General features: G+C 67.3%; 22 protein-coding genes, 2 tRNA genes and 1 pseudogene. 10 read left to right on the forward strand and 15 right to left on the reverse strand.

The window, feature by feature from the left end; genetic code table 11:
- The first annotated feature begins 65 nt into the window (after positions 1-65).
- Positions 66-1,436 carry a metalloprotease PmbA gene (pmbA, locus tag BCO18175_RS18090; protein WP_174915614.1) on the forward strand — a complete coding sequence of 457 codons (1,371 nt, stop codon included), beginning with the start codon at positions 66-68 and terminating at the stop codon, positions 1,434-1,436.
- An 83-nt stretch (positions 1,437-1,519) separates the two neighbouring features.
- Here pmbA and BCO18175_RS18095 read toward each other — a convergent pair whose 3' ends face one another.
- Positions 1,520-2,020, reverse strand: a complete 501-nt coding sequence (locus BCO18175_RS18095; RefSeq protein WP_174915615.1) for a dihydrofolate reductase — start codon at positions 2,018-2,020, stop codon at positions 1,520-1,522.
- A gap of 26 nt (positions 2,021-2,046) precedes the next feature.
- Here BCO18175_RS18095 and BCO18175_RS18100 point away from each other — a divergent pair, with 26 nt between their 5' ends.
- Positions 2,047-2,232 carry a hypothetical protein gene (locus BCO18175_RS18100; RefSeq protein WP_174982976.1) on the forward strand — a complete coding sequence of 62 codons (186 nt, stop codon included), beginning with the start codon at positions 2,047-2,049 and terminating at the stop codon, positions 2,230-2,232.
- 62 nt (positions 2,233-2,294) lie between these two features.
- Here BCO18175_RS18100 and BCO18175_RS18105 read toward each other — a convergent pair whose 3' ends face one another.
- A complete protein-coding gene (locus BCO18175_RS18105) occupies positions 2,295-2,624 on the reverse strand; it encodes a hypothetical protein (RefSeq protein WP_174982978.1) in 330 nt (109 codons plus the stop codon).
- A 501-nt stretch (positions 2,625-3,125) separates the two neighbouring features.
- Here BCO18175_RS18105 and BCO18175_RS18110 point away from each other — a divergent pair.
- Both BCO18175_RS18110 and BCO18175_RS18115 read left to right on the forward strand, forming a co-directional pair.
- Positions 3,126-4,523, forward strand: coding sequence for a sigma-54 dependent transcriptional regulator (locus BCO18175_RS18110; protein WP_174982980.1), 1,398 nt, complete (start codon positions 3,126-3,128; stop codon positions 4,521-4,523).
- 41 nt (positions 4,524-4,564) lie between these two features.
- On the forward strand, positions 4,565-5,536 hold the full coding sequence (locus BCO18175_RS18115) for a thymidylate synthase (RefSeq protein WP_174915619.1): 972 nt from the start codon (positions 4,565-4,567) through the stop codon (positions 5,534-5,536).
- A 102-nt stretch (positions 5,537-5,638) separates the two neighbouring features.
- On the opposite strand, the gene BCO18175_RS18120 is transcribed toward BCO18175_RS18115, so the two are convergent.
- Together BCO18175_RS18120 and BCO18175_RS18125 are read right to left on the reverse strand one after the other, a co-directional pair.
- Positions 5,639-8,212 carry a DUF6600 domain-containing protein gene (locus BCO18175_RS18120; RefSeq protein ID WP_174983439.1) on the reverse strand — a complete coding sequence of 858 codons (2,574 nt, stop codon included), beginning with the start codon at positions 8,210-8,212 and terminating at the stop codon, positions 5,639-5,641.
- A gap of 162 nt (positions 8,213-8,374) precedes the next feature.
- Positions 8,375-9,082, reverse strand: coding sequence for an ArsR/SmtB family transcription factor (locus BCO18175_RS18125; RefSeq protein ID WP_011351374.1), 708 nt, complete (start codon positions 9,080-9,082; stop codon positions 8,375-8,377).
- Positions 9,083-9,278: 196 nt separating this feature from the next.
- Between BCO18175_RS18125 and BCO18175_RS18130 the strand changes: the two genes are divergently transcribed.
- Together BCO18175_RS18130 and BCO18175_RS18135 are read left to right on the forward strand one after the other, a co-directional pair.
- Complete coding sequence (locus BCO18175_RS18130) at positions 9,279-9,416, forward strand: hypothetical protein (protein ID WP_174982982.1); 138 nt, start codon at positions 9,279-9,281, stop codon at positions 9,414-9,416.
- 130 nt (positions 9,417-9,546) lie between these two features.
- Positions 9,547-10,059, forward strand: coding sequence for an acyl-CoA thioesterase (locus tag BCO18175_RS18135; protein WP_096472781.1), 513 nt, complete (start codon positions 9,547-9,549; stop codon positions 10,057-10,059).
- Between the two features lie 44 nt (positions 10,060-10,103).
- On the opposite strand, the gene fumC is transcribed toward BCO18175_RS18135, so the two are convergent.
- The 3 genes from fumC to BCO18175_RS18150 form a co-directional block, all read right to left on the reverse strand.
- Positions 10,104-11,495, reverse strand: a complete 1,392-nt coding sequence (gene fumC, locus BCO18175_RS18140; RefSeq protein WP_174915621.1) for a class II fumarate hydratase — start codon at positions 11,493-11,495, stop codon at positions 10,104-10,106.
- 155 nt (positions 11,496-11,650) lie between these two features.
- The gene (gene norM, locus BCO18175_RS18145) at positions 11,651-13,039 is read right to left on the reverse strand and encodes a multidrug efflux MATE transporter NorM (protein WP_174970280.1); all 1,389 of its coding nucleotides are present in this window, start codon (positions 13,037-13,039) and stop codon (positions 11,651-11,653) included.
- A gap of 133 nt (positions 13,040-13,172) precedes the next feature.
- The gene (locus BCO18175_RS18150; RefSeq protein ID WP_006486208.1) at positions 13,173-13,391 is read right to left on the reverse strand and encodes an RNA-binding S4 domain-containing protein; all 219 of its coding nucleotides are present in this window, start codon (positions 13,389-13,391) and stop codon (positions 13,173-13,175) included.
- A gap of 270 nt (positions 13,392-13,661) precedes the next feature.
- Between BCO18175_RS18150 and BCO18175_RS18155 the strand changes: the two genes are divergently transcribed.
- Complete coding sequence (locus BCO18175_RS18155) at positions 13,662-14,069, forward strand: hypothetical protein (RefSeq protein WP_174982984.1); 408 nt, start codon at positions 13,662-13,664, stop codon at positions 14,067-14,069.
- A gap of 123 nt (positions 14,070-14,192) precedes the next feature.
- Here BCO18175_RS18155 and BCO18175_RS18160 read toward each other — a convergent pair whose 3' ends face one another.
- The 8 genes and pseudogenes from BCO18175_RS18160 to fdxA all read right to left on the reverse strand — a co-directional run bounded on the left by BCO18175_RS18160 (position 14,193) and on the right by fdxA (position 18,578).
- Complete coding sequence (locus BCO18175_RS18160; protein ID WP_174970282.1) at positions 14,193-14,975, reverse strand: DUF4088 family protein; 783 nt, start codon at positions 14,973-14,975, stop codon at positions 14,193-14,195.
- A gap of 161 nt (positions 14,976-15,136) precedes the next feature.
- Positions 15,137-15,475, reverse strand: coding sequence for an AzlD domain-containing protein (locus BCO18175_RS18165; protein WP_174915625.1), 339 nt, complete (start codon positions 15,473-15,475; stop codon positions 15,137-15,139).
- Positions 15,472-16,239 (reverse strand): AzlC family ABC transporter permease, encoded by a 768-nt coding sequence (locus tag BCO18175_RS18170; RefSeq protein ID WP_011351381.1) that lies wholly within the window; start codon positions 16,237-16,239, stop codon positions 15,472-15,474. The genes BCO18175_RS18165 and BCO18175_RS18170 overlap by 4 nt, the downstream gene beginning before the upstream one ends.
- Positions 16,240-16,363: 124 nt before the next feature.
- Positions 16,364-17,265, reverse strand: a pseudogene (locus tag BCO18175_RS18175) (AraC family transcriptional regulator).
- 62 nt (positions 17,266-17,327) lie between these two features.
- Positions 17,328-17,813, reverse strand: coding sequence for a CreA family protein (locus tag BCO18175_RS18180; protein ID WP_174915628.1), 486 nt, complete (start codon positions 17,811-17,813; stop codon positions 17,328-17,330).
- 112 nt (positions 17,814-17,925) lie between these two features.
- Positions 17,926-18,001, reverse strand: a tRNA-Asn gene (locus BCO18175_RS18185).
- A gap of 75 nt (positions 18,002-18,076) precedes the next feature.
- Positions 18,077-18,152, reverse strand: a tRNA-Asn gene (locus BCO18175_RS18190).
- Positions 18,153-18,254: 102 nt separating this feature from the next.
- A complete protein-coding gene (fdxA, locus tag BCO18175_RS18195) occupies positions 18,255-18,578 on the reverse strand; it encodes a ferredoxin FdxA (protein ID WP_174915629.1) in 324 nt (107 codons plus the stop codon).
- A gap of 321 nt (positions 18,579-18,899) precedes the next feature.
- Between fdxA and pncB the strand changes: the two genes are divergently transcribed.
- From pncB to BCO18175_RS18210, 3 genes are all read left to right on the forward strand, one after another.
- Positions 18,900-20,099 carry a nicotinate phosphoribosyltransferase gene (gene pncB, locus BCO18175_RS18200; RefSeq protein WP_174915630.1) on the forward strand — a complete coding sequence of 400 codons (1,200 nt, stop codon included), beginning with the start codon at positions 18,900-18,902 and terminating at the stop codon, positions 20,097-20,099.
- An 87-nt stretch (positions 20,100-20,186) separates the two neighbouring features.
- Positions 20,187-20,849, forward strand: coding sequence for a LutC/YkgG family protein (locus BCO18175_RS18205; protein ID WP_174982986.1), 663 nt, complete (start codon positions 20,187-20,189; stop codon positions 20,847-20,849).
- A gap of 43 nt (positions 20,850-20,892) precedes the next feature.
- Entirely contained in the window at positions 20,893-22,323 is a 1,431-nt protein-coding gene (locus BCO18175_RS18210; RefSeq protein ID WP_174982988.1) for a sodium:proton antiporter, read from the forward strand.
- Positions 22,324-22,393 lie beyond the last annotated feature (70 nt).

Consider the following 22,393-nt stretch of genomic DNA (forward strand, 5'->3'; position numbering starts at 1 on the left):
TATGATCGCGGGATACGCAACATTTTGAACATGCGGGCGCCCGCCCGCCACCGGATATCCAGACGATGGCAGCCAATCTCGACGTACAAGCGCGCTATTTCCCGCACACGCAGGACCAGCTCAAAGAAATCGCCTCCGACATCCTTCGCCATGCGAAGGCGCTCGGCGCGACGGATGCCGCGACCGAAATCTCCGAGGGCGACGGCCTGTCGGTGTCGGTGCGCCGCGGCGAAGTCGAAACGATCGAGCACAACCGCGACAAGATGGTCGGTGTGACCGTGTTCATCGGCAAGAAGCGCGGCAACGCGAGCACGTCGGATTTCTCGCCGGGCGCGATCAAGGATACTGTTGCCGCTGCATACAACATCGCGCGCTTCACGGCCGAGGACGAGGCGGCCGGCCTGGCCGAGGCCGAGCTGCTTGAAACCGACCCGCGCGACCTCGATCTGTACCACCCGTGGGCGCTGACGGCCGACGAGGCTGTCGAGCTTGCCCGCCGCGCGGAAGACGCCGCATTCGCGGTCAGCCCGCAGATCCGCAATTCGGAAGGCGCGAGCGTGTCGGCCCAGCATTCGCAGTTCGTGCTCGCGACGTCGCGCGGCTTCCTGTCCGGCTACCCGTATTCGCGCCACTACATCGCATGCGCGCCGATCGCGGGCAGCGGCCGTCACATGCAGCGCGACGATTGGTATTCGTCGAAGCGCAGCGCGATCGATCTCGCGGCGCCCGAAGCGGTGGGCCGTTACGCGGCCGAGCGTGCGCTCGCACGGATGGGCGCGCGCCGTCTCGACACCCGCAAGGTGCCCGTGTTGTTCGAGGCGCCGCTCGCGGCCGGCCTGCTCGGCGCGTTCGTGCAGGCGGTGAGCGGCGGTGCGTTGTACCGCAAGACGTCGTTCCTCGTCGACAGCCTCGGCAAGCCGGTGTTCGCGCCGCACATCCAGGTCGTCGAGGATCCGCACGTGCCGCGTGCGATGGGCAGCGCGCCGTTCGACGAGGAAGGCGTGCGCACGCGTGCGCGCAGCGTCGTCACGGATGGCGTCGTCGAAGGCTACTTCCTGTCGACCTATTCGGCGCGCAAGCTCGGCACGCAGACCACCGGCAACGCGGGCGGCTCGCACAACCTCGCGCTGCGCAGCTCGAGCACGCAGCCGGGCGACGATTTCGACGCGATGCTGAAGAAGCTCGGCACGGGCCTGCTGCTGACCGAGCTGATGGGGCAGGGCGTCAACTACGTGACGGGCGACTATTCGCGCGGCGCGGCGGGCTTCTGGGTCGAGAACGGCGTGATCCAGTATCCGGTCGAGGAAATCACCGTCGCGAGCACGCTGCAGGAAATGTTCCGGCATATCGTCGCGATCGGCGCCGATTCGATCGTGCGCGGCACGAAGGAAACGGGCTCGGTGCTGATCGAGCAGATGACGATCGCCGGGCAGTAAGCGGCGCGCGGCATCGGCCGCCATCAAACGAAAAAGCCCGACCGGCGTAAGCCGGTCGGGCTTTTTTCATGGCGCGCGACGCGTCAGCCGCGCTTGCGCGCGTAGACGACGAACGCATAGCCGAACGTGTTCGGCGCGGCCGCCTGGTGCGCATCGCGCGACACTTCCTGCCACTGCGCGGCGTCGGGCGCCGGAAACGACGCGTCACCGTCGAAGTCGGCATCGATCTCGGTGACGACCAGCTTGTCGGCGAGTGCGAGGCCTTCCGTGTAGAGTTGGGCGCCGCCGATCAGGAACGCTTCGGGCACCCCGTCGCGCGCGGCGAGCGCCAGCGCGTCGGCGAGCGACGTGACGGTGTCGCAGCCGTCGAAGCGTCGCGTCGCGTCGCGCGTGACGACGATATTGCGGCGGCCCGGCAGCGGCCGGCCGATCGACTCGTGGGTCTTGCGGCCCATCACGATCGGTGCACCCATCGTCGTGCGCTTGAAGAAGGCGAGATCTTCGGGAAGTTTCCAGGGCAACTGGTTGTCGCGGCCGATGATGCCGTTGCGGGCACGCGCGACGATCAGGGTCAACGTCGTCATGAAGGTCGTGGGAGAGGAAAACCGGAATGGCGCCGATTCTACCGGAACGGCGGCGCGCGCCGGTTCCTGGTGTGCGCATCCGCCTTTCCGTGCTGCGCGCCGCGACGCTCGAGGCAATGCGTCGCGGCGACGGAATGAATAAAAAGAGTGCCCGCCGGGGGACGGAGCACAAAACCGTTTCGTGTTGCGAGATCGCCGATACCGGCCTCTGATCGATGCTGTCCGGCCCGCTCAAATCAATACGTGATCCTTATCAAATGGATCGGCTCGGGCATCACTGATGCGTACTGCCTTGCGCGGTGCCTTCCATCGCGTGCTGCACGTCGCCCGGCTGCGGCAACGGGAGCGGTATGGGCAGCGGCAATTGGGGCGGCGGGATCTCGTCCCACAGCGTCACCGAAGTCTTGCCGGCCTGCAGCGGTTTCGGTGACGACACGGTCACGATGCCGAACCCGTTGCCGTGCTGCATGCTCGGCGCGTTTGCGGCAAGGAGCGTGGCGCGATCCGGATTCGTGCCTTCGTCCGCGCGTGCGGGTGTGGGCGGGCCGGCGGCCGCGACCGCAATGGCCATCGGCACGAAAGAAAGTAAAAGATGTTTTCGCATGGTCGCTGTCTCCGACGGTTTCCGTATTCAGCGAAATGCATGCCATCGCGCCGGGACCGTTGTAGAGACTGCGATTCGTGCGCAAGCGTTGCGAATTGTGTCTAAAAACGGCTGAAAATGTTTCAGACGTGAAACGAGGGGGCTCGGGAATTCTGCGGATTCATTCGTTACGCTTCAAGGACGAAAATCGTCGCACGTGTTGATGAGAGAACATATCGCTGCGCAGGTGCTATGTGCAGACGATTGACATGCATCGACCTCCTGAGCGATTCGGCCGTATCGCTCACTGCGCTGAAATCGGATTGTCGTATTCAGTGCCTATAACTAAGCTGTCTTGATCAAAATAACTGGACGCGAGATAAGCGCCATCATGCGAGGCCTTGTCGTCGCCGCGCATCGGCATGGCGAATCGAGCCGCCTTCGGCTGACCCGATTCGATCCTTTCGCACGTGACCTGGCGTGCACGGCAATCGTTAGACGGTTGATGAACGGGGTGAGCATATGGGCGCCGATCAGCGGCACGTGATCTACTATTCGCGCGAACCGAACGACGCGTTGCGCGGCCATTTCGACGAATGCGGTTGGCGTGTCGATCTCGCGGAAACCGTGCGGGACGTACGACGCGTCGTACAGCATGGCGTTGCAACGGCCGGGCTGCTCGATTTTTCGCCGGGCTTCAAGCCCTCGGACCTGCGCGAACTCGAATCTTGTCTGAGCATTCAGCACATCGGCTGGATCGCTGCGACGCGCCGTGGCCAGTTGCAGGACGCCACGCTGCGCCATCTCATTCGCGACTACTGTTTCGACTACGTGACGATGCCGTACGAGACGGCGCGGATCGTCGAGACCGTCGGTCATGCGCACGGCATGATCGCGCTGACCGAGCCCGTTGCGCCGCCTGTCGGCGCGGGACGCAGCGAAGGCGAAATGGTCGGGACCTGCGATGCGATGCTCGGTCTCTTCAGGACGATACGCCGTGTCGCGGCGACCGACGCGCCGGTGTTCATCTCCGGCGAATCGGGTACCGGCAAGGAGTTGACGGCGGTCGCGATTCACGAACGCTCGTCGCGCGCGCAGGCGCCGTTCATCGCGATCAACTGCGGCGCGATTCCGTCGACGCTGCTGCAGGCCGAGCTGTTCGGCTATGAGCGCGGCGCGTTCACCGGCGCGAACCAACGCAAGATCGGTCGCGTCGAGGCCGCCAACGGCGGCACGCTGTTTCTCGACGAGATCGGCGACTTGCCGCTCGAAAGCCAGGCAAGCCTGTTGCGCTTCCTGCAGGAAGGCAAGATCGAGCGGTTGGGTGCCCATGTGTCGGTGCCCGTCGACGTGCGCGTGATCTGCGCGACGCACGTGGACATGGAGGCGGCGCTGCGCGAAGGGCGGTTCCGCGAGGACCTGTTCCATCGCCTGTGCGTGCTGAAGATCGAGGAGCCGCCGCTGCGCGCGCGCGGCAAGGACATCGAGGTACTCGCGCGCCACATGCTCGAGCGTTTCAAGGGCGATGCGCATCGTCGCCTGCGCGGTTTTTCCCCTGACGCGGTCGCGTCGCTGTACGGCTACTCGTGGCCGGGCAACGTGCGCGAACTGATCAACCGCGTGCGCCGCGCGATCGTCATGTCGGAGGGCCGGATGATCACCGCGGCCGATCTCGAGCTGAACGACTTTGCGACGCTCGCGCCCGTGTCGCTGCTGGAGGCGCGTGAGGCGGCCGAACGGCAGGTGATCGAGCAGGCGTTGTTGCGCCATCGCGGCCGTTTCGCGGATGCCGCGCGCGAACTTGGCGTGTCGCGCGTCACGCTCTACCGGCTGATGTGCGCGCACGGCATGCGCGATCGCGGCGACACGCTGGCAGGGTTTTCGGCGCCGTTGTCGGGCCTTCCGCAGCACGCTTGCTAAAATTGGCGGGTACGGCCGCCCTCGCGGCCGAAGGAACCCGCATGAAACAGTATCTCGATCTCGTTCGTACCATTCTCGATACCGGCACCTGGCAGGAGAACCGCACGGGGATCCGCACCATCAGCATGCCGGGCGCGATGTTGCGCTTCGACCTGCAGCAAGGCTTCCCGGCCGTGACGACCAAGAAGCTCGCGTTCAAGTCCGCGATCGGCGAACTGGTCGGCTTCCTGCGCGCATCGCGCAGCGCGGCCGATTTCCGCGCGCTCGGCTGCAAGGTGTGGGACGCGAACGCGAACGAGAACGCGCAGTGGCTCGCGAACCCGTATCGCCAGGGCGTCGACGATCTCGGCGACGTGTATGGCGTGCAATGGCGCCAGTGGCCGGGATACAAGGTGCTCGACGCGGGCGCCGACGCACAGATCGCCGACGCGACGCGCCGAGGCTTCCGGATCGTCACGCGTTTCGACGAAGACGGCGCGCCGAAGGTGCTGCTGTACAAGGCGATCGACCAGTTGCGCCAGTGCCTGGACACGATCATGGAGAACCCGTCCGATCGCCGGATCCTGTTTCACGCGTGGAATCCGGCCGTGCTCGACGAGATCGCGCTGCCCGCGTGCCATCTGCTGTACCAGTTCCTGCCGAATGCGACGAAGCGCGAAATCTCGCTGTGCCTGTACATCCGCAGCAATGACGTCGGCCTCGGCACGCCGTTCAACCTGACGGAAGGGGCCGCGCTGCTGTCGCTCGTCGGCCGGCTGACGGGCTACACGCCGCGCTGGTTCACGTACTTCATCGGCGACGCGCACATCTACGAGAACCAGCTCGACATGCTGCAGCGCCAGCTTACGCGCGAGCCTTACGACAGCCCGCGGCTCGAGATTGCCGAGCGCGTGCCGGAATACGCGAAGACGGGCGTCTACGCACCCGAGTGGCTGGAGCAGATCGAGCCGTCCGATTTCTCGCTGGTCGGCTACCGCCACCACGAGCCGCTGACCGCGCCGATGGCGGTCTGATCGCGCACGACGGGCCGCGCGGATGCATCGATCCGCGCCCCGCAGGAAAAAGGCCCGACCGGCTGATACCGGTCGGGCCTTTTTGTTTCACGTTTGCGGCACTTACTGGCGATGCCGCTCTTCGTGACCGCCTTGCGGCGGCGGGTTACTCGGGTGCGGCGCCTCGACGCGCGGCGCCGGTTGCGGCCGCGGTTCCATGTGCGGGGCAGGCATCGACGGGCGCGGCTCCATGCGTGGCGCCGGTTGCGGTCTCGGCTCCATACGCGGAGCGGGTTGCGGCCGTGGATCCATGCGCGGCGCCTGCGGTTGCGGGCGCGGCATGTCATGTACGGCGGGGGCCGGCGGACGGTACTCGTTCACATGTGGCGGAGCGACTTCGCGGTGTGGCGACGGTTGCGCGAATTCGGGGCGCGGTTGTGGCGCAGGAGCCGCCCGTTCCGGTTGGGGTTGCCCATGCTGGGCCGGCGTCGGCAAATCGGGGCGCGGACGCGGCTGCGGAATCTGCGCCGTGTTGTCGAGCCGCGGTTGCGGCAGTGCACGCGGCGTTTCGTTCCGGCTGCCGGGCTGCGCGCCCTGCGCAGTCGGCATGCCGTCCGGATGCGGGATCGCTGCGCTGCGCACCGGCGGCAGCGCATTCTGTCCTGCGGCATGCAGCGCGGTCGGCGGAGCAGGGCGTTGACGTTCCATCGGCGTGTGCGGCTGCATCCACGCGGGCGACGGCGCCTCGGCGGCGTGCGCATTGCCGATGCCCGACGGACTGTTGGTCGCGACCGGCGGATGCGGGACGCCGTTGCCGGGCCCGAATGCCTGATGCGGCATCGGGTTGCCGGGTGCCTGCGGCATGCCGCCGTTGGCGAAACGCGGTGCGTTGGGGTTTTCGCCGTTCGCCGGCCGCGCGACATTCGGCATGCCCGGCATCGGTGCCTCCGGCCGCCCGGCCTGCACGGCGGCCGGCTGGCCTTCGCGAGGCGCACGAGCCGGCTGCACGACGGGGCCGTGCGGATTCACGAGCTGCACGTTGTGCATCGCCCATGCGCCGCCGCCCGGCTTGCCCGGAACGCGGACCGGACGAGCCGTGTAGTCGGCCGGCACGTTGGTCTTCACGACGGGCGCGCCGGCACCCGGCACGCGCCCGCCTTGCTGTGCGAGGTGAGCCGCGGCCTGGTCGTGATACGCGGCCGGCACGGCGGGATTGCGCGTTGCGACGTACGGGTGCTGAGCGATCGCCGCCGGCGGACGATAGCTCGCATTGCGCAGTCCGCCCGTGAAGCTCTGGCGCACCGGCGCAATGCCCGGCGTACCCGGCGTGACGTGCGCATTGCGCCATTGCTGCGGATCGACATGCTGCGAGAAGTGCGCGACAGGCTGGCCGTGCACGAATGCGGACGCCGGCACGGCCGTGATCGCATGCGGCGCGCGGAAGTTCACGTACGTCTTGTTGATGTTGGTGATATTGGTGATGTTCGTCACGTTCACGGTCTTGTTCACGTTGACGTTGTTCACCACGATGTTGCGGTTCAGGCGGTCGTAGTAGTGCGGGCTCCAGCCGCCCCAGCCCGGATGCCACGGTTCGCCCGGGCCGAGCGCGAACCATGCGCAGCCGGCGGCGGCGACGCCGCCCACCGTGAGCGCGACGCTCCAGTCGGGGCCGCCGCCACCGCCCACGAACGCGACGAGTGCCGGCGCATAGACCGGCGGCTGGCTGACGACCAGCGGGCCCGGTACCCAGGCCCAGCTATCGTCCACGTACGCCCAGCGGCCATAGTGATACGGCGCGAAACCCCACGGCGCGTCGTCGACCCACGTCCAGCCCCACGGGGCCTGCCAGATCCAGTGGCCGTCGTGATACGGCGCCCAGTCGGCCGGCGTGTCGTTCGGCACCCAGACCTGACCGTAATTCGGGGTTTCGCGCCACGTGCCGTTCGCGTCGAGATCCTGGTAGCCGGGAATGTCGCGGGACACATAGCGGGCCGACACCGAGCGCTCCTCGGCCGCGTCGCGGCTGGCGGCCCACTGGTCGAGCGCATCGGGCCCCGGGGAGGCGGATTGCTGCGCGACCTGCAGGTCGGTGCCCGTGAACACGACCTGCTGCCCGGGCGACAGCGGGTACTGCCCGTTGCTCCCGTAGACGGTCGCACTGCCGCTGCGCATCGTGACCGTCGTGCTCGCGCCGTCCGGCGCGACGTCGACGCGATAGTCGCCGGGGCCCGTGATGCCGAGCGCGAGGTTAGGCGTGTCGATTTCGTACGATCCGCCGGCCGGCAGATCGCGCACGTGCGTCGACACGGTGCCGAGCCCCACTTTCAGCTGGGTCGTCGTGTCGTCGAGGTTCAGCACCGACAGGCTGGTCGACTCGCCGAGCCGCACCGCGGTCGAGCCGACGTGCAGTTCCGAGCGCGCACCGGCGTCGTTCCAGAGCTGGTCGCCGGTCGTCAGCGGCCGGTTCACGGCGGCATACGACCACGTATCGGTGCCGGCCGGTTCGGTCGTCACGGCGCCCGACAGGTAATTGAGTCGTGCGACACGGCTGGGCGGATCGCCGCCCGGTTGCCGTGCCGCGGCCGCATAGGGCGGGGCACCGGCCGATTGCGCGAATGCGGGGGGCAGTGCCGCAAGCGCGACGAACGCGAGCAGCGTGCAGCGGGCGGTTCGCTTGAGCGTGAACAGGGTGGCCATGATGAGCGTCTTCGTCATTGTCGCGGCGCGTCGATTCGTGCCGTTGAGTTCACAATATCCGCTCGGCCTGTTTCAATGCTCTGTGTTTTGTAAGTCGATTGGCACGCGATGTAACAAAACCTGTCGATCGCGCGCCGTTGTCGTGCAGACGCAATGCAGGCGTCAAGCGGACGTAAGCCACCCGTCGAAAACCTGCTGTCCGGGCACGGTGACGCGCAGCACGCGCGGCCGTGCGGAGCGCTCGATCCAGCCGTGCGCGCAGAAGCTCTCGAGCAGCGCCGCACCGAGTGCGCCGCCGAGATGCGAGCGCCGCTCGCTCCAGTCGAGGCAGCCGCACGCGAAGCGGCGCCGGCGCGTGCGCTGCTGCGCGACGTCGATGCCCCATTGTGCGAGCGCCTGGGTGCCGAGTTCGGTGGTCTCGATCGCGTCGCCGTCGGCAAGCAGCCAGCCGCGCGCGGTGAGCCCGTCGAAGATGCGCACCGCAAGTTCGCCGGCCATGTGGTCGTAGCAGGTGCGCGCATAGCGCAGTTCGGCCGGGACCGTGCGGGACGGCGCCGGAACCGGGCGATGCGGTGCGGCCGCGCGGGCGACGTTCGCGAGCGCCTCGAGCGATGCCGCGATGTCGGCCGATGCGATCCGGTAGTAGCGGTGCCGGCCGCGCACGTCGAGCGCGAGCAGGCCGCCTTCGGTCAAGCGCGCGAGGTGGGCGCTTGCGGCGGACGGCGACAACCCCGCGATCATCGTCAGTTCGCCAGCCGGCCGTGCACTGCCGTCCATCAGCACCCACAGCATCGCGGCGCGCCCGGGGTCGGCAATCAGCGAGCCGATGCGGCTCAGGCCCGGAAAGTGGTGGTCGTCTTGGTCGGTCATCGTCGTGTCTCGTCAGGCGGGATGATCCTCAGTGTAGTGGGCGTGCGCATTCGATGTTTCGCTTTTGGCTGAAATGTCGGATGCAGTGGCGCGCGCGCGGTCGATGCGGCGGAACTAGGCTGCGGCCGCTTGCGGCGCGCGCGTAGAATGGCCGAAAGCGGCAGCAGCGGGCTGCCGCACGTGACACGATGCAACGATGAAGACGATTTTCTGTTTGCTGGCGGCCGCGCTCGTCTGCACGGCCTGTGCGCAGGGCGGTGGCGCGACCGGCGAGCGCGGCGGCAGCCTCGAGATGTACGGAACGATCGATCAGGGCATCACGGTGCGCCGCTGACCGGTGCCGGCCGCGTGTGCGCCGGGCAGGGCCCCGGCAGCCGCGCCACACGGGGCGCCCCGCGACGCGTTGCCGCAGTGCAACGTATAATGGCCCGATTACAGCGCCCCTGCCGCCTGGAGCCAACAAGATGCCCCAATCCTCCCCCGTACCGGCGGCCCTCGACCGCACCGAAACCGTATTCCGCTTCCTCGCCGAGCCGTCGTCCGTGAACTTCGGCGGAAAGGTGCATGGCGGCGCGCTGATGAAGTGGATCGACGAGGTCGCGTATGCGTGCGCGGCCGTCTGGTCGAGCCGCTATTGCGTGACGGTCAGCGTCGGCAATATCCGCTTCCAGCGTCCGATCCTGGTCGGCAATCTGGTCGAGCTGAAGGCGCGCGTCGTCGCGACGGGCCGCACCAGCATGCACATCCATGTGTCCGTGCATGCCGGCGACCCGAAGGGCGGCGTGCTGCGCCAGACGACCGATTGCCTCGTCGTGTTCGTCGCGGTCGACGAGAACGGCAACCCGGTGCCGGTGCCGCCGTTCGTGCCCGAGACGGACGAGCAGAAGGTGCTCGCGAAATACGCGGCCGACGTGCGGGCCGCGCTCGACAAGATCGTCGAGATGAAACCGGAAGAGGTCGCGAAGGGCGCGGTCTGACCGCTGCGGGCGCCGCGCATCGCGCCGCGCCCGTTTTCCTGCCGTTACTGCCCGATCATCTGCTCGGGGCGCACCCACGCATCGAATTCCGCCTCGGTCAGGTAACCGAGCGCGAGCGCGGCCGCCTTCAGCGTCGTGCCTTCCTTGTGCGCCTTCTTCGCGATCTGCGCCGACTTGTCGTAGCCGATGTGCGGATTGAGCGCCGTCACGAGCATCAGCGATTCATTCAGCAGCAGGTCGATCCGCGAGCGGTTCGGCTCGATGCCCACCGCGCAGTGGTCGTTGAAGCTCTGCGCGCCGTCGGCGAGCAGCCGCACCGATTGCAGCACGTTGTGCGCAATCATCGGCCGGAACACGTTCAGCTCGAAATTGCCGCTCGCGCCACCGACGTTGACCGCGACGTCGTTGCCGAACACCTGGCAGCACAGCATCGTCACGGCTTCCGACTGCGTCGGGTTCACCTTGCCCGGCATGATCGAGCTGCCCGGCTCGTTCTCGGGAATCGACAGCTCGCCGAGCCCGCAGCGCGGCCCGCTTGCGAGCCAGCGGACGTCGTTCGCGATCTTCATCAGGCCGGCCGCGACCGTCTTCAGCGCGCCGTGCGCGAACACCAGCGCATCGGCGGCCGCCATCACCTCGAACTTGCTCGGTGCCGTCACGAACGGCAGCTTCGCGAGCCGGCCGATTTCATCGGCGACGCGCACCGCGAACTCCGGATGCGCGTTCAGCCCCGTGCCGACCGCGGTGCCGCCGAGCGCGAGTTCGTACAGGTGCGGTAGCGCCGATTCGACGTGACGGATGCCCTGGTCGAGCTGCGCGACGTAGCCGGAAAACTCCTGGCCGAGCGTGAGCGGCGTCGCGTCCTGCAGGTGCGTGCGGCCGATCTTCACGATATCGGCGAACGCCTTCGACTTCGCGTCGAGCGTCGTGCGCAGCGTGCGCAGCGCCGGCAGCAGGTGATTGACGATCGCGTACGCGGCCGCGACGTGCATCGCGGTCGGGAACACATCGTTCGACGACTGGCCGCGGTTCACGTCGTCGTTCGGATGAACCTTGCGCGCTTCGCCGCGCTCGCCGCCCATCAGTTCGCTCGCGCGATTCGCGATCACCTCGTTGAGATTCATGTTGGTCTGTGTGCCGGAGCCCGTCTGCCACACGGCGAGCGGGAATTCGCGCGGATGCTTGCCGGCGATGATCTCGTCGGCCGCGTCGATGATCGCGCGCGCCTTGTCGTCGGCCAGCACGCCGAGCGACTGGTTCACGGCCGCTGCGGCGCGCTTGACGATCGCGAGCGCGTGGATCAGCTCGGGCGACTGCTTCTCGGTCGAGATCCGGAAATTCTGCAGCGAGCGCTCGGTCTGTGCGCCCCAGAGCCGGTCGGCCGGCACGGCGATCTCGCCGAACGTATCGCGTTCCATCCGAACTGCTTCGTTCATGATCCACTCCTCCAGGAAAGGGGAAAGGCCGCGCGTCGTCGCGCGGCATCAGACGTAATCAGACGTATCTTGAGGCAGTCGCGCCGCTCGCGCGGCGTCTTGAGATCTTCAACCGGCAAGCATAGCGCCGGCTCGGATTTCGCGTCGTGTCGCGCTCAGTGCGGCGACGTCACGAGCGACCCGCTCTTCAGATGAAAGCGCCACGCCATCAGCACGGCCACGCTTGCGAGGCCGGCGGCGAGGCCCCACCAGAGGCCTCGCGCACCGAGCCCCACGTGGAACGCGAACCAGTAGCCGGTCGGAAAGCCGATGCCCCAGTAGCCGAGGGTCGCCGCGAGCATCGGGATGCGCGTGTCCTTCAGGCCGCGCAGCGCACCCGACGCGACGGTCTGCGCGCCGTCGACGATCTGGAACACCGCGGCGATGCCGAGCAGCGATGCGGCGAGCGACACGGTGGCCGCGTTGGCCGGATCGTCGAGGTTCAGGTACAGGCCGACGATCGCATGCGGCGCGACGACCAGCACGATGCCCGACAGCGTCATGAACGCGACACCGAGGCCGAGTGCGACGAAGCCCGCATGCCGCGCGGCGACGGGTGCCCCTGCGCCGACCCAGTAACCGACCCGCACGTTGGCGGCCTGGCCGATCGCGAGCGGCACCATGAACGCCACCGACGCGACGTTCAGTGCGATCTGGTGCGCGGCCAGCGACGTCGCGCCGAGCACGCCGATCGTCAGGCCGGTCGCGAGGAACAGCGTCGACTCGACCCCGTACGTGATCGCGACGGGCCAGCCGATGCCGATCAGTTCGCCCATCATCGGCAGCTTCGGGCGCGCGGCGGTGACGAAATGACGAAAGCGCTGCCGGCCGTGCAGCAGCCAGATCAGTGCGAGCGCGGTGAGCCAGATCGTGATCGTCGTCGCGACCGCCGAGCCAAGGAAGCCGAGGCGCGGCAGCCCGAACGCGCCGTGGATCAGCCCGTAGTTCAGCACGCCGTTGACGCCGACGCCGCCGATCGACACCCACAGCAGCCGGCGCGCCGCGCCGATCGCCGGCAGGAATGCGCGCATCAGCCCGACGCCGATCAGGCTGCCGAGCGCCGCGAAGCGCAGGATGCCGGTGTATTCGCCGACGTGATGCGCGAGCAATGGCGGCTCGTGGAACATCAGCAGGATCGGTTCGGACAGCGACAGCGCGATGATCGCCGGAATCGCCAGCAGCACGGACAGCGCGAAGCCGGTCCAGTAGATGTGCGGTACGCGCTCATCGGCCTTGGCGCCGCGCGCATGCGCGACGCTGACGCTGACCGACGACAGCACGCCTTGCAGGATCGTGACGATGACGAAGAAGAAGTTCGCGCCGAGTCCGCCCGCGGCAAGCGAATCGGGGCCGAGCGAGCCGAGCAGTACCGTGTCGGTGACGCTCATCGCCATCTGCGAGAGCTGTGCGATCGCGAGCGGCGCGGCGAGGCGCGCGGTATCGGCGGCGTGACTGGACAGGGACGGCGGCGCGGCGGCCGTCCGCGTAAGACCGGAATGCGACATGGAATGGGCGCTCGCGCGGGTGCGGGCCCGCGCTATATGTATTTATTTTGAGAGACGGCTAGCTTACGGCTTTATTCGAACCGTGTCGAACGCGCGCGCCGATGGCCATGTCGCAGGCAGGGGGAACAGATCCCTAGGCTTCGCGCACGGCAATGCGCGTGTCGCCGAGCAGGACGACCTGGCCCGCGCGGATCTTGCAGGTCTTGCGCAGTTCGACCGCGCCGTCGACTTTCACCGCGCCGGACGCGACGATCAGCTTCGCGGTGCCGCCGCTGTCCGCGAGGCCGGTGATCTTGAGAAGGTTGTGCAGCTCGACGTATTCGCCGGTCAGCGTGAAATCCAGGTTGGGCATGACGAAGAAGGGGCGCAATGCGCGGGAGGAATCGCCTCGCATCATACGGCACCGCGGGCCGGCGCGCGAGCGCGGCCGGCCGCTGCATGCAGTTGTTAGGGAGTGTGAGCCATTCGTCAGCAAATGAAACGGTGGGTAACAGTCTGAGAGATTCGAGAACCGGCCGTGCGGGCCGCGGGTCTTTTGTCGTACCTGCCGCGTGTTGTGGCGGGGGACGCACCGGACTGCATCGCTGCGGTTCGGGCGCACAACTTCCTGAGGAGAATTGCCATGTCCAAGATTCGTACGATGCTGATCGGTGCCGCGCTGACGGCGTTCGCCACGTCGGCCGCATTTGCCCAGACGGGCACGGCGGTGCAGGGTGCAGCCGGTGCCGGCGTACAGGCGCAGACGCCGGCGGCGGGTGCCGGTGCCGGTGCCGGCATGCAGGGCAGTGCGGGCGCGAACGCGTCGGGCAATGCAGTCGGCGGTGCAACCGATGCAGTCGGCGCGGCAGCCGATGGCGCGAAAGATACGGCGTCGTCGGCCGTTCACTCGGCCAAGAAGCACACGAAGCATGCCGCGAAGTCGGCCAAGAGCCATGTCGGCTCGGCCAAGGCGAAGGCCGGCGAAGCGACCGAAGGCGGCGCGTCGGTCGGCGCGGAGGGCGGTGCATCGGCTCAGGGCGCCACGCAGTAAGCGGTGCCTGGTGCCGCGCGACGCTCGTCCCGGACGGTGCATCGCGACGGTGGCCATCCGACGGCCCGGTTCGCATTGCGCGAACCGGGCCATATTCATCTGTCGATGCGCATCAGCGTGCCGTTACGGCCGGCGCTGTCCTTGCCCTTGTCCCTGGCCCTGCGCCGGCCGCGCGGCAGCCGGGGTGAATACGCTACGCAGCCATGCGGCGAGCCGGGCGAAGACGTCGTACGGTTCCTCGACGAAGATCTCCGGCTTCAGCAGCCGCAGGTATTCCATGATCTGCTGCGCTTCCTGCTTCTGGAACGAGCCGTGCGCGAGCCCGAGCCGCAGCAGCCCGCGCAGTTCGCCGAGCTTGTCGCGCGCGGTGCTGCCGACGCTCATCTCGCACGCGAGCTTGGCCTCGTAGACCCGTTGTCGCAGCGATTCCGCGAGCCGCCATGCAGGCGTCTGCATCAGTTCCTCGAGCGTCTGGATGTCTTGCGCGGCCCCTTTGATCTGCGAGGCGAGCGGGTCGATCAGCGACGGGTCGCCCTGGGCTTCGGCGACGATCGCTTTCGCCCAGTCGCGGCAAGCCTTCGCGAGCTCATCGGGGGTCCATTCGGAACGCGATGCGAAGCCGAAACCGAATTCGCCGGCCTGTCGCATCAGGATCGCGACGACGTCCGGAAATTCCTTGTCGAGCGTGCGTTTTGCCCACGCGTACTGGCCGCCCTGCAGCATCCGCTGCACCGCGTGCTCGGTCAGCGGCACCATGTTGTCGAGCAGTTTGGCGCGCAGGAAATCCTCGAACGACGGCGTCGCGAACTGCGGGTCGAGTTTCAGCGACACGCGGACGAACGCGTCGTAGTCCTTGCGCAGGGACTCTAGCGTGTCGTCCTTGAGGGAAAGGGTGATCTGGCCCATGAATCGTCTCGATGGCGGCCCGCGCAAGCCGACGGCCGGCACGGCGCACCGGGGCGGGCGCAGCGTCGACTGACCGGTGCGCGCCGAGGCCGGTGGCGGGTCTTCATCCCCTATATCGGCCTGCCGGGCGGAAACTTGAGCGCGCGCGACCGAGCGTGTGCTCAGGCGGGCAGCCAGTGAGGCAGCACGACCCCTTGCCAGAAAAAGAACACCGCAAGCCCCGCCGCGATCGTCACGAGCGGGCGGCGGGTTGCCGCCGACACGAGCACGGCCGCCAGCGCACCGACGAGCTGCGGATTGCGCCAGGTCAACTCGGCCGTGCCGCCATGCGGCGAGACGGTCATCGGCACGATGATCGCGGTCAGCACGGTGACGGGCACGAAGCCGAGTGCGGTCCGCACGAGCGGCGGGAAGGTCAGCCGTTCGCCGAACAGGAACAGCGTCGAGCGGATCGCGTACGTGATGACGGCCATCCCGAGAATCAGCAGCGCGTAGTTCACGATGCGGCCTCCGTACGCGAGCCGGCACGTGTGCGTTCGTGCAGCAGCGTGAGCGCGACGCCGATCGCGACGCCGGCGGCGACCGCGCCGAGCAGCCCGAGCTTGTACGGCCAGCCCTGCCAGAAGTACGCCAGCGTGCCGGCCGTCACGGCCGCCGCGAAATAGCGCAGCGTGCCGAGCTGCGGGACGACGATCGCAATGAAGGTCGCCGCCATCGCGAAATCGAGGCCGAGCGACTGCAGGCCCGGGAACGCCGCGCCGAAGCCGATGCCGGCGAGCGTCCAGACCTGCCAGTTCAGGTACATCGCGAGCCCGGATCCGAAGAAGTAGTGGGGGCCGATCGCACCGGGCGGGAAATGCCGGTAGTGCGCATAGGCGACCGCGAATACCTCGTCGGTCATCAGCGCGCCGAGCGTCGCGCGCCAGCGCAGCGGCAGGTGCGCGACATAGGGCGCGAGCGTTGCGCTGTACAGCAGGTGACGCAAGTTCACGATCAGCGTGGTCGCGAGCACGACGACGAAGCTCGCGCTGCCCGCGATCAGGCCGAGCGCGATGAACTGCGCGGAGCCCGCGAACACGGCGAGCGACATCAGCGCACCATGCCACGCGGCGAGCGGGCCGCCGCCAACGAGCGTGCCGAAAATCACGCCGAACGGGGCGGCGCCAATCATCATCGGAATCGTGTCGCGCGCGCCGTCGAGCCATTCGTTCAATGGGCGGCGAGCGGGCGATGCGGGTGTCGGGTTCAAGGGGTGCTCCTCCATGAACTGGAGGATAGCGGGCTGGTGGTGTGCCGGCTTGTATGTTCTTGCGCTCGCGGGATGGGGGCGGAGGCTTTCCCGCGCGCCGGCGCCGGTGGCGGTGCGGTGGTGGGCCGGACGCTACGCGTCAGCTTGCCTGCCAGCGCCCGGGCGGCACGCCGAACATGCGCTTGAAATGCCGTGTGAAGTGGCTCTGGTCGACGAAGCCGCTGGCCGCCGCGACGTCGGCGACGGGTACGCCCGCGCGCAGCGGCGCCAGCGCGCGCTGCAGGCGCAACTGGTTGCGCCAGGCATGCGGCGGCATGCCGGTCGTGCGGGTGAACAGGCGCGCCGCGTGGAACGGCGACAGGCCGGCCGCCTGAGCGACTTCGTCGAGTGTCACCGCGCACATGAGATCGGCGGCGAGCCGCTCGCGCATCGCGTCGACGCGCGGTTCGTCCGCCGCGAGCGGTGCCGGTCGCGGCAGTGCGTCGGCATGGCGCACGATCAGCGTCGACAACGCATCGAGCATTGCCGTTTCGGCAGCGAGCGGATCGTAGACGCGCGGTACGCCGGTCACCGGATCGCCGGCAGCCGGCAGCCCGTGTGCCTGCGACGGCAGTGCGCGCTCGCTGCCGGCCTCCATCATCCGGTGCGCCAGCGTGAGCCGGGCGGCAAGATCGGCGTCGCGAATCACGTCGGGCGCAAACCACGGCGCGTCCTGCGGGCGGCCGGTGATCGCACGGGTGAGTTCGCGAATGAATTCGACCGGCATGTAGCTGACGCGATAGCACCAGCCCTCGTCGGCTGCGCGCGAACCCGTATGCACCTCGCCGGGATTGATCACGGGCACAGAGCCGGTTTCGGCGACGTAGCCGCTGCCGCGATAGGTGAAGCGTTCCGCGCCTTCGAGAATCACGGGATCGTGTACGCGTCGTGCCAGTGGGGCGCGAACGTGTGGTCGCGATAGGTGGCCGTGACGAGATCCGCATCCGGCAGCAGCGGCGTGCGCCAGTAGCGTGCGGAGTCGGGAAGGCGGGTGGCGGACATGATCGGGCGCGGGAGCGGTCGAATCGACAGTGTATCGCTCGCGCACCCGGCAGGCGCGGGCTTTACTTGACCGGAATCGTCGTGCCGGCCGGCATCGGCACCGCGGTGACGGCGTTTTTCGGGCTGCCGCTGACGATGCGGTCGCTGTAGGTCAGGTAGACGATCGTGTTGCGCTTGGCGTCGACCACGCGCACGACGTGCAGGGTCTTGAAGATGAACGACATGCGCTCGCTGAACACGTCGGTCTGCTGCTTGAGCGGCTCCTTGAAGCTGATCGGGCCGACCTGCCGGCATGCGATCGACGCTTCGCTGGGATCCTCGGCGACGCCGAGCGTGCCCTTGATCCCGCCGGTGCGGGCGCGCGACACGTAGCAGGTCACGCCGTTTACGACCGGATCGTCATACGCCTCGACGACCACGCGATCGGAGCCCGTGACACGGAAATGGGTGTTGACGCTGCCGACTTCCTCCGCGTGCGCGAGCGGTGCCGCGGCGAATGCGGAAAGCAGGAGGGCGAAGGGGGCTGAGCGGAGGATGCGGTGCTTCATCGACGGAACCGGATGCGAATGCGGGACAGAGACTCTAGCATGCGCGCGACCGGGCGATGAAAGGCGGGCCGGAAAAACAAAAGGCCCGTCGAATGACGGGCCTTTCGCTATTTGGCTCCCCGACCTGGGCTCGAACCAGGGACCTACGGATTAACAGTCCGGCGCTCTACCGACTGAGCTATCGGGGAATAAATCGGTACATCTGCATGCTTGTTTGTCTACCAGCAAAAAGCCCGTCCACTTTCAACGGGCCTTTGCGTTTTTGGCTCCCCGACCTGGGCTCGAACCAGGGACCTACGGATTAACAGTCCGGCGCTCTACCGACTGAGCTATCGGGGAACAAACAACAACAGCAGAGAAACGAGATTATATGGAGCGTTGATCAGGTCGTCAATACTTTTGAGCCGCGGCGCACAAAAAATTTTTGCGGCCGCCGCGCGATCAGCGTTCGAGCAGGTGCAGCTTCTCCTGCACGTCCTTCCACTCGTCCGCGTCGGCCGGTGCCGGCTTGGTCTTCGTGATCGACGGCCAGTCCTTCGCCAGCTCGGCGTTCAGCGCGGTGAACTGCTGCTGGTCGCCCGGAACGTCTTCTTCGGCATAGATCGCATTGGTCGGGCACTCGGCGACGCACACGGCGCAGTCGATGCACTCGTCCGGATCGATGGCGAGAAAGTTGGGACCTTCACGGAAGCAATCCACCGGGCACACATCCACGCAGTCCGTGTATTTGCACTTGATGCAGCCTTCGGTCACAACGTGAGTCATTAAAACGCTCCTGCTTGGCGGTATATATGGGGTGGCGATTGCGCCAAAACCGGCATTGTAACTGAAGCGCAAAACCCGCATGGCGTGGTCGGCTATCCGGCTTATATCGTTTCGTGATTAGTTTATGGGGCCCCGCCAAGGGGCCGGCGAAGGGACGCACCAGCGGGGGCGCGTGTGCCGTGTGCCGGCAGGGCGGTGCGACCGGAGCAGGGCCGCAGGCGGTTTCACGATGGTCGGGCCCGCATTCGGGTAACATGGCCGACAGACCGGGCGGCGCGCGGTGCGCCGAGGCCCTGTCACGATATTGGCGGTGCCGTAATCATGATCATCACTTCGCTGCTCGACACGGATCTCTACAAGTTCACGATGATGCAGGTCGTCCTGCATCACTTCCCCGCTGCAAGCGTCGAATACCGGTTCCGGTGCCGCACGCCCGGCGTCGATCTCGTGCCGTACATCGACGAGATCCGCGACGAGGTGCGCGGCCTGTGCGCGCTGCGTTTTTCCGACGTCGAACTCGACTACCTGCGGCGGATGCGCTTCATCAAGAGCGATTTCGTCGATTTCCTCGCGCTGTTCCACCTGAACGAGAAGTACATCTCGATCACGCCGTCGCCGAAGGGCAACGGTGAAATCGACATCGAGATCACGGGGCCGTGGCTGCACACGATCCTGTTCGAGATCCCGGTGCTCGCGATCGTCAACGAAGTGTATTTCCGCAACACGCAGCGCGAGCCCGACTATCGCGAAGGCCGCGAGCGGCTGTGCGAGAAGATCAAGCTGCTCGGTGCGAAGCCCGAGTTCGCCGACTGCAAGATCGCCGACTACGGTACGCGCCGGCGCTTCTCGAAGGTCTGGCACGAGGAAGTCGCGCTCACGCTGCGCGACGGCCTCGGCCCGCAGTTCGCGGGCACGAGCAACGTGCTTTACGCGATGAAGCACGGCATCACGCCGCTCGGCACGATGGCGCACGAGTACCTGCAGGCATGCCAGGCGCTCGGCCCGCGGCTGCGCGATTCGCAGACCTACGGCTTCGAGATGTGGGCGAAGGAATACCGCGGCGATCTCGGGATCGCGTTGTCGGATGTTTACGGGATGGACGCATTCCTGAACGATTTCGACATGTACTTCTGCAAGCTGTTCGACGGTGCGCGCCACGATTCGGGCGATCCGTTCGAATGGGGCGAGCGGATGATCCGCCATTACGAGTCGAACCGTTGCGACCCGCGTACCAAGGTGCTCGTGTTCTCGGACGCGCTCGACATCCCGAAGGTCATGCAGTTGTACGAACGGTTCCGCGGCCGCAGCAAGCTTGCGTTCGGTGTCGGCACGAACCTCACCAACGATCTCGGCTACGTGCCGTTGCAGATCGTGATCAAGATGGTCCGCTGCAACGGCCAGCCGGTCGCGAAGCTGTCGGATTCGCCGGGCAAGAGCATGTGCGACGACAAGGCGTATCTCGCGTACCTGCGCCAGGTGTTCGGCATCGCGCAGCCGGTCGAGGAAGACGCGTCGAAGTAGGCGTCGGCCGAACGGCCAAAACTGCGTGGCGGCGAGGTCGGCCGGTATAATCCGACGGTATCGCCGCCAACGTCACGAGGACCGTTCATGGACACTTCCGCTGCCCGTCGCCAGATCCTCGCGCGCATTCGCGCGGCGCAGGGGCGTGCGGCCGAACCCGATGCGGCCGAGCGCGACGGCGTTGCCGACTATCTCGCCCGTCATCCGGAGGGTCCGCGCCCGCCGGCGCCGGCCGATCTCGTCGCGGCATTCGTCGACGAAGCGGCACGCCTGTCGACGACGGTCGACGAAGTCGCGACGCTGGCCGAGGTACCGGCCGCCGCGGCCCGCTACCTTTCCGCTCACGGCCTGCCGACGCAGGCCGTCGCGTGGCGCACGCTTGCCGATTTCGACTGGGCGGGCGCAGGCTTGTCGGTCGAATGCCGCAAGCCGCGCGACGGCGATCTGGTCGGCCTCACGGGCTGTTTTTGCGCGACTGCCGAAACGGGCTCGCTGGTGCTGTTGTCCGGCCCCGACACCTATGCGTCGGCCGGCCTGCTGCCGGAAACACACATCGCGATCGTTCCCGCGTCGCGGATCGTCGCCGGTCATGAAGACGCGTTTGCACTGATCCGCTCGGAGCGCGGCGAATTGCCGCGCGCGGTCAATTTCGTGTCGGGCCCGTCGCGCACGGGCGATATCGAGCAGACCATCGTACTGGGCGCGCACGGCCCGTACCGCGTTCACGTGATCGTCGTACGGGGCGCATGACGCGCCCGCCGCATCCACTACCACTCGAACAAGGAAGTTCTGCATGAAACGACATGCCGCCTGGGCGGGCATGGCGTCGGGGATCGCGCTTGGCGCCGTTCCCGCGCTTGCATCGGCCGCAACGCTCGACGGTGCCACGCTGTCTGCCCTCTGGGGCATCCCGTTCGCCGGGATCCTGCTGTCCATCGCACTGTTCCCGCTCGTCGCCCCCGTGTTCTGGCATCACCACTTCGGCAAGATTGCGGCCGGGTGGGCAATCGTGTTCCTGATCCCGTTCGGGGTCGCGTTCGGCGCGGGCACCGCGTTCGGCACGCTCGTTCATGCGCTGCTCGAGGAATACATTCCGTTCATCGTGCTGCTCACCGCGCTCTATACGGTCGCGGGCGGCATCTGCGTAAACGGCAACCTGCACGGCACGCCGAAGCTGAACACCGCGATCCTCGCGCTCGGCACGCTGCTCGCGAGCGTGATGGGCACGACGGGCGCCGCGATGCTGCTGATCCGGCCGCTGCTGCGCGCGAACGACAACCGCAAGCATGTCGTGCATGTCGTGATCTTCTTCATCTTCCTCGTCGCGAACGCGGGCGGATCGCTGTCGCCGCTCGGCGATCCGCCGCTGTTCCTCGGTTTCCTGAATGGCGTGAGCTTCTTCTGGACGACCACACACCTCGCGCTGCCGATGCTGTTCATCTGCGCGGTGCTGCTGACGCTGTTCTTCGTGCTCGATACGTACTTCTACCGGAAGGGCGGCGAGGAGCGGCCGGCCGTGCTCGACCCGACGCCCGACAGCGCCCGGCTGTCGATCGACGGCAAGATCAATTTCGTGCTGCTCGCGGCCGTGATCGGCCTGGTGCTGATGAGCGGCATCTGGAAGCCGGGCATCACGTTCGACGTATGGGGCACGCACGTCGCATTGCAGAACCTCGTGCGCGACGTCGCACTCGTGGGCGTGACGCTCGCGTCGCTCGCACTGACGCCGCGCTCCGCGCGCGAGGGCAACGCGTTCAACTGGGCGCCGATCGAGGAAGTCGCGAAGCTGTTCGCGGGGATCTTCGTGACGATCGCACCGGTGATCGTGATCCTGCGTGCCGGTGCCGACGGTGCGTTCGCGCAGATCGTCCATCTCGTCACGGGGCCGGACGGCAAGCCGATCGACGCGATGTACTTCTGGGCGACCGGCATCCTGTCGTCGTTCCTCGACAACGCGCCGACCTATCTCGTGTTCTTCAACCTCGCGGGCGGCGATGCGCAGTCGCTGATGACGACCGGCGCGTCGACGCTCGCCGCGATTTCCGCGGGCGCGGTGTTCATGGGCGCGAACAGCTATATCGGCAACGCGCCGAACTTCATGGTGAAGGCGATCGCCGAATCGCGCGGCGTGAAGATGCCGAGCTTCTTCGCGTATCTCGGCTGGGCGCTGGTCGTGCTGATACCGGTATTCCTGCTGACGTCGTGGATCTTCTTCACGGCGTAAGCTGACGATTTTCAACCTAGAGCGGGCGGTCACGGCGGCGCACGGCGCGCTGCGATCCGTCCGCGGCATG

The organism is Burkholderia lata (assembly GCF_902499335.1).
GTDB classification, from domain to species: domain Bacteria; phylum Pseudomonadota; class Gammaproteobacteria; order Burkholderiales; family Burkholderiaceae; genus Burkholderia; species Burkholderia lata_B.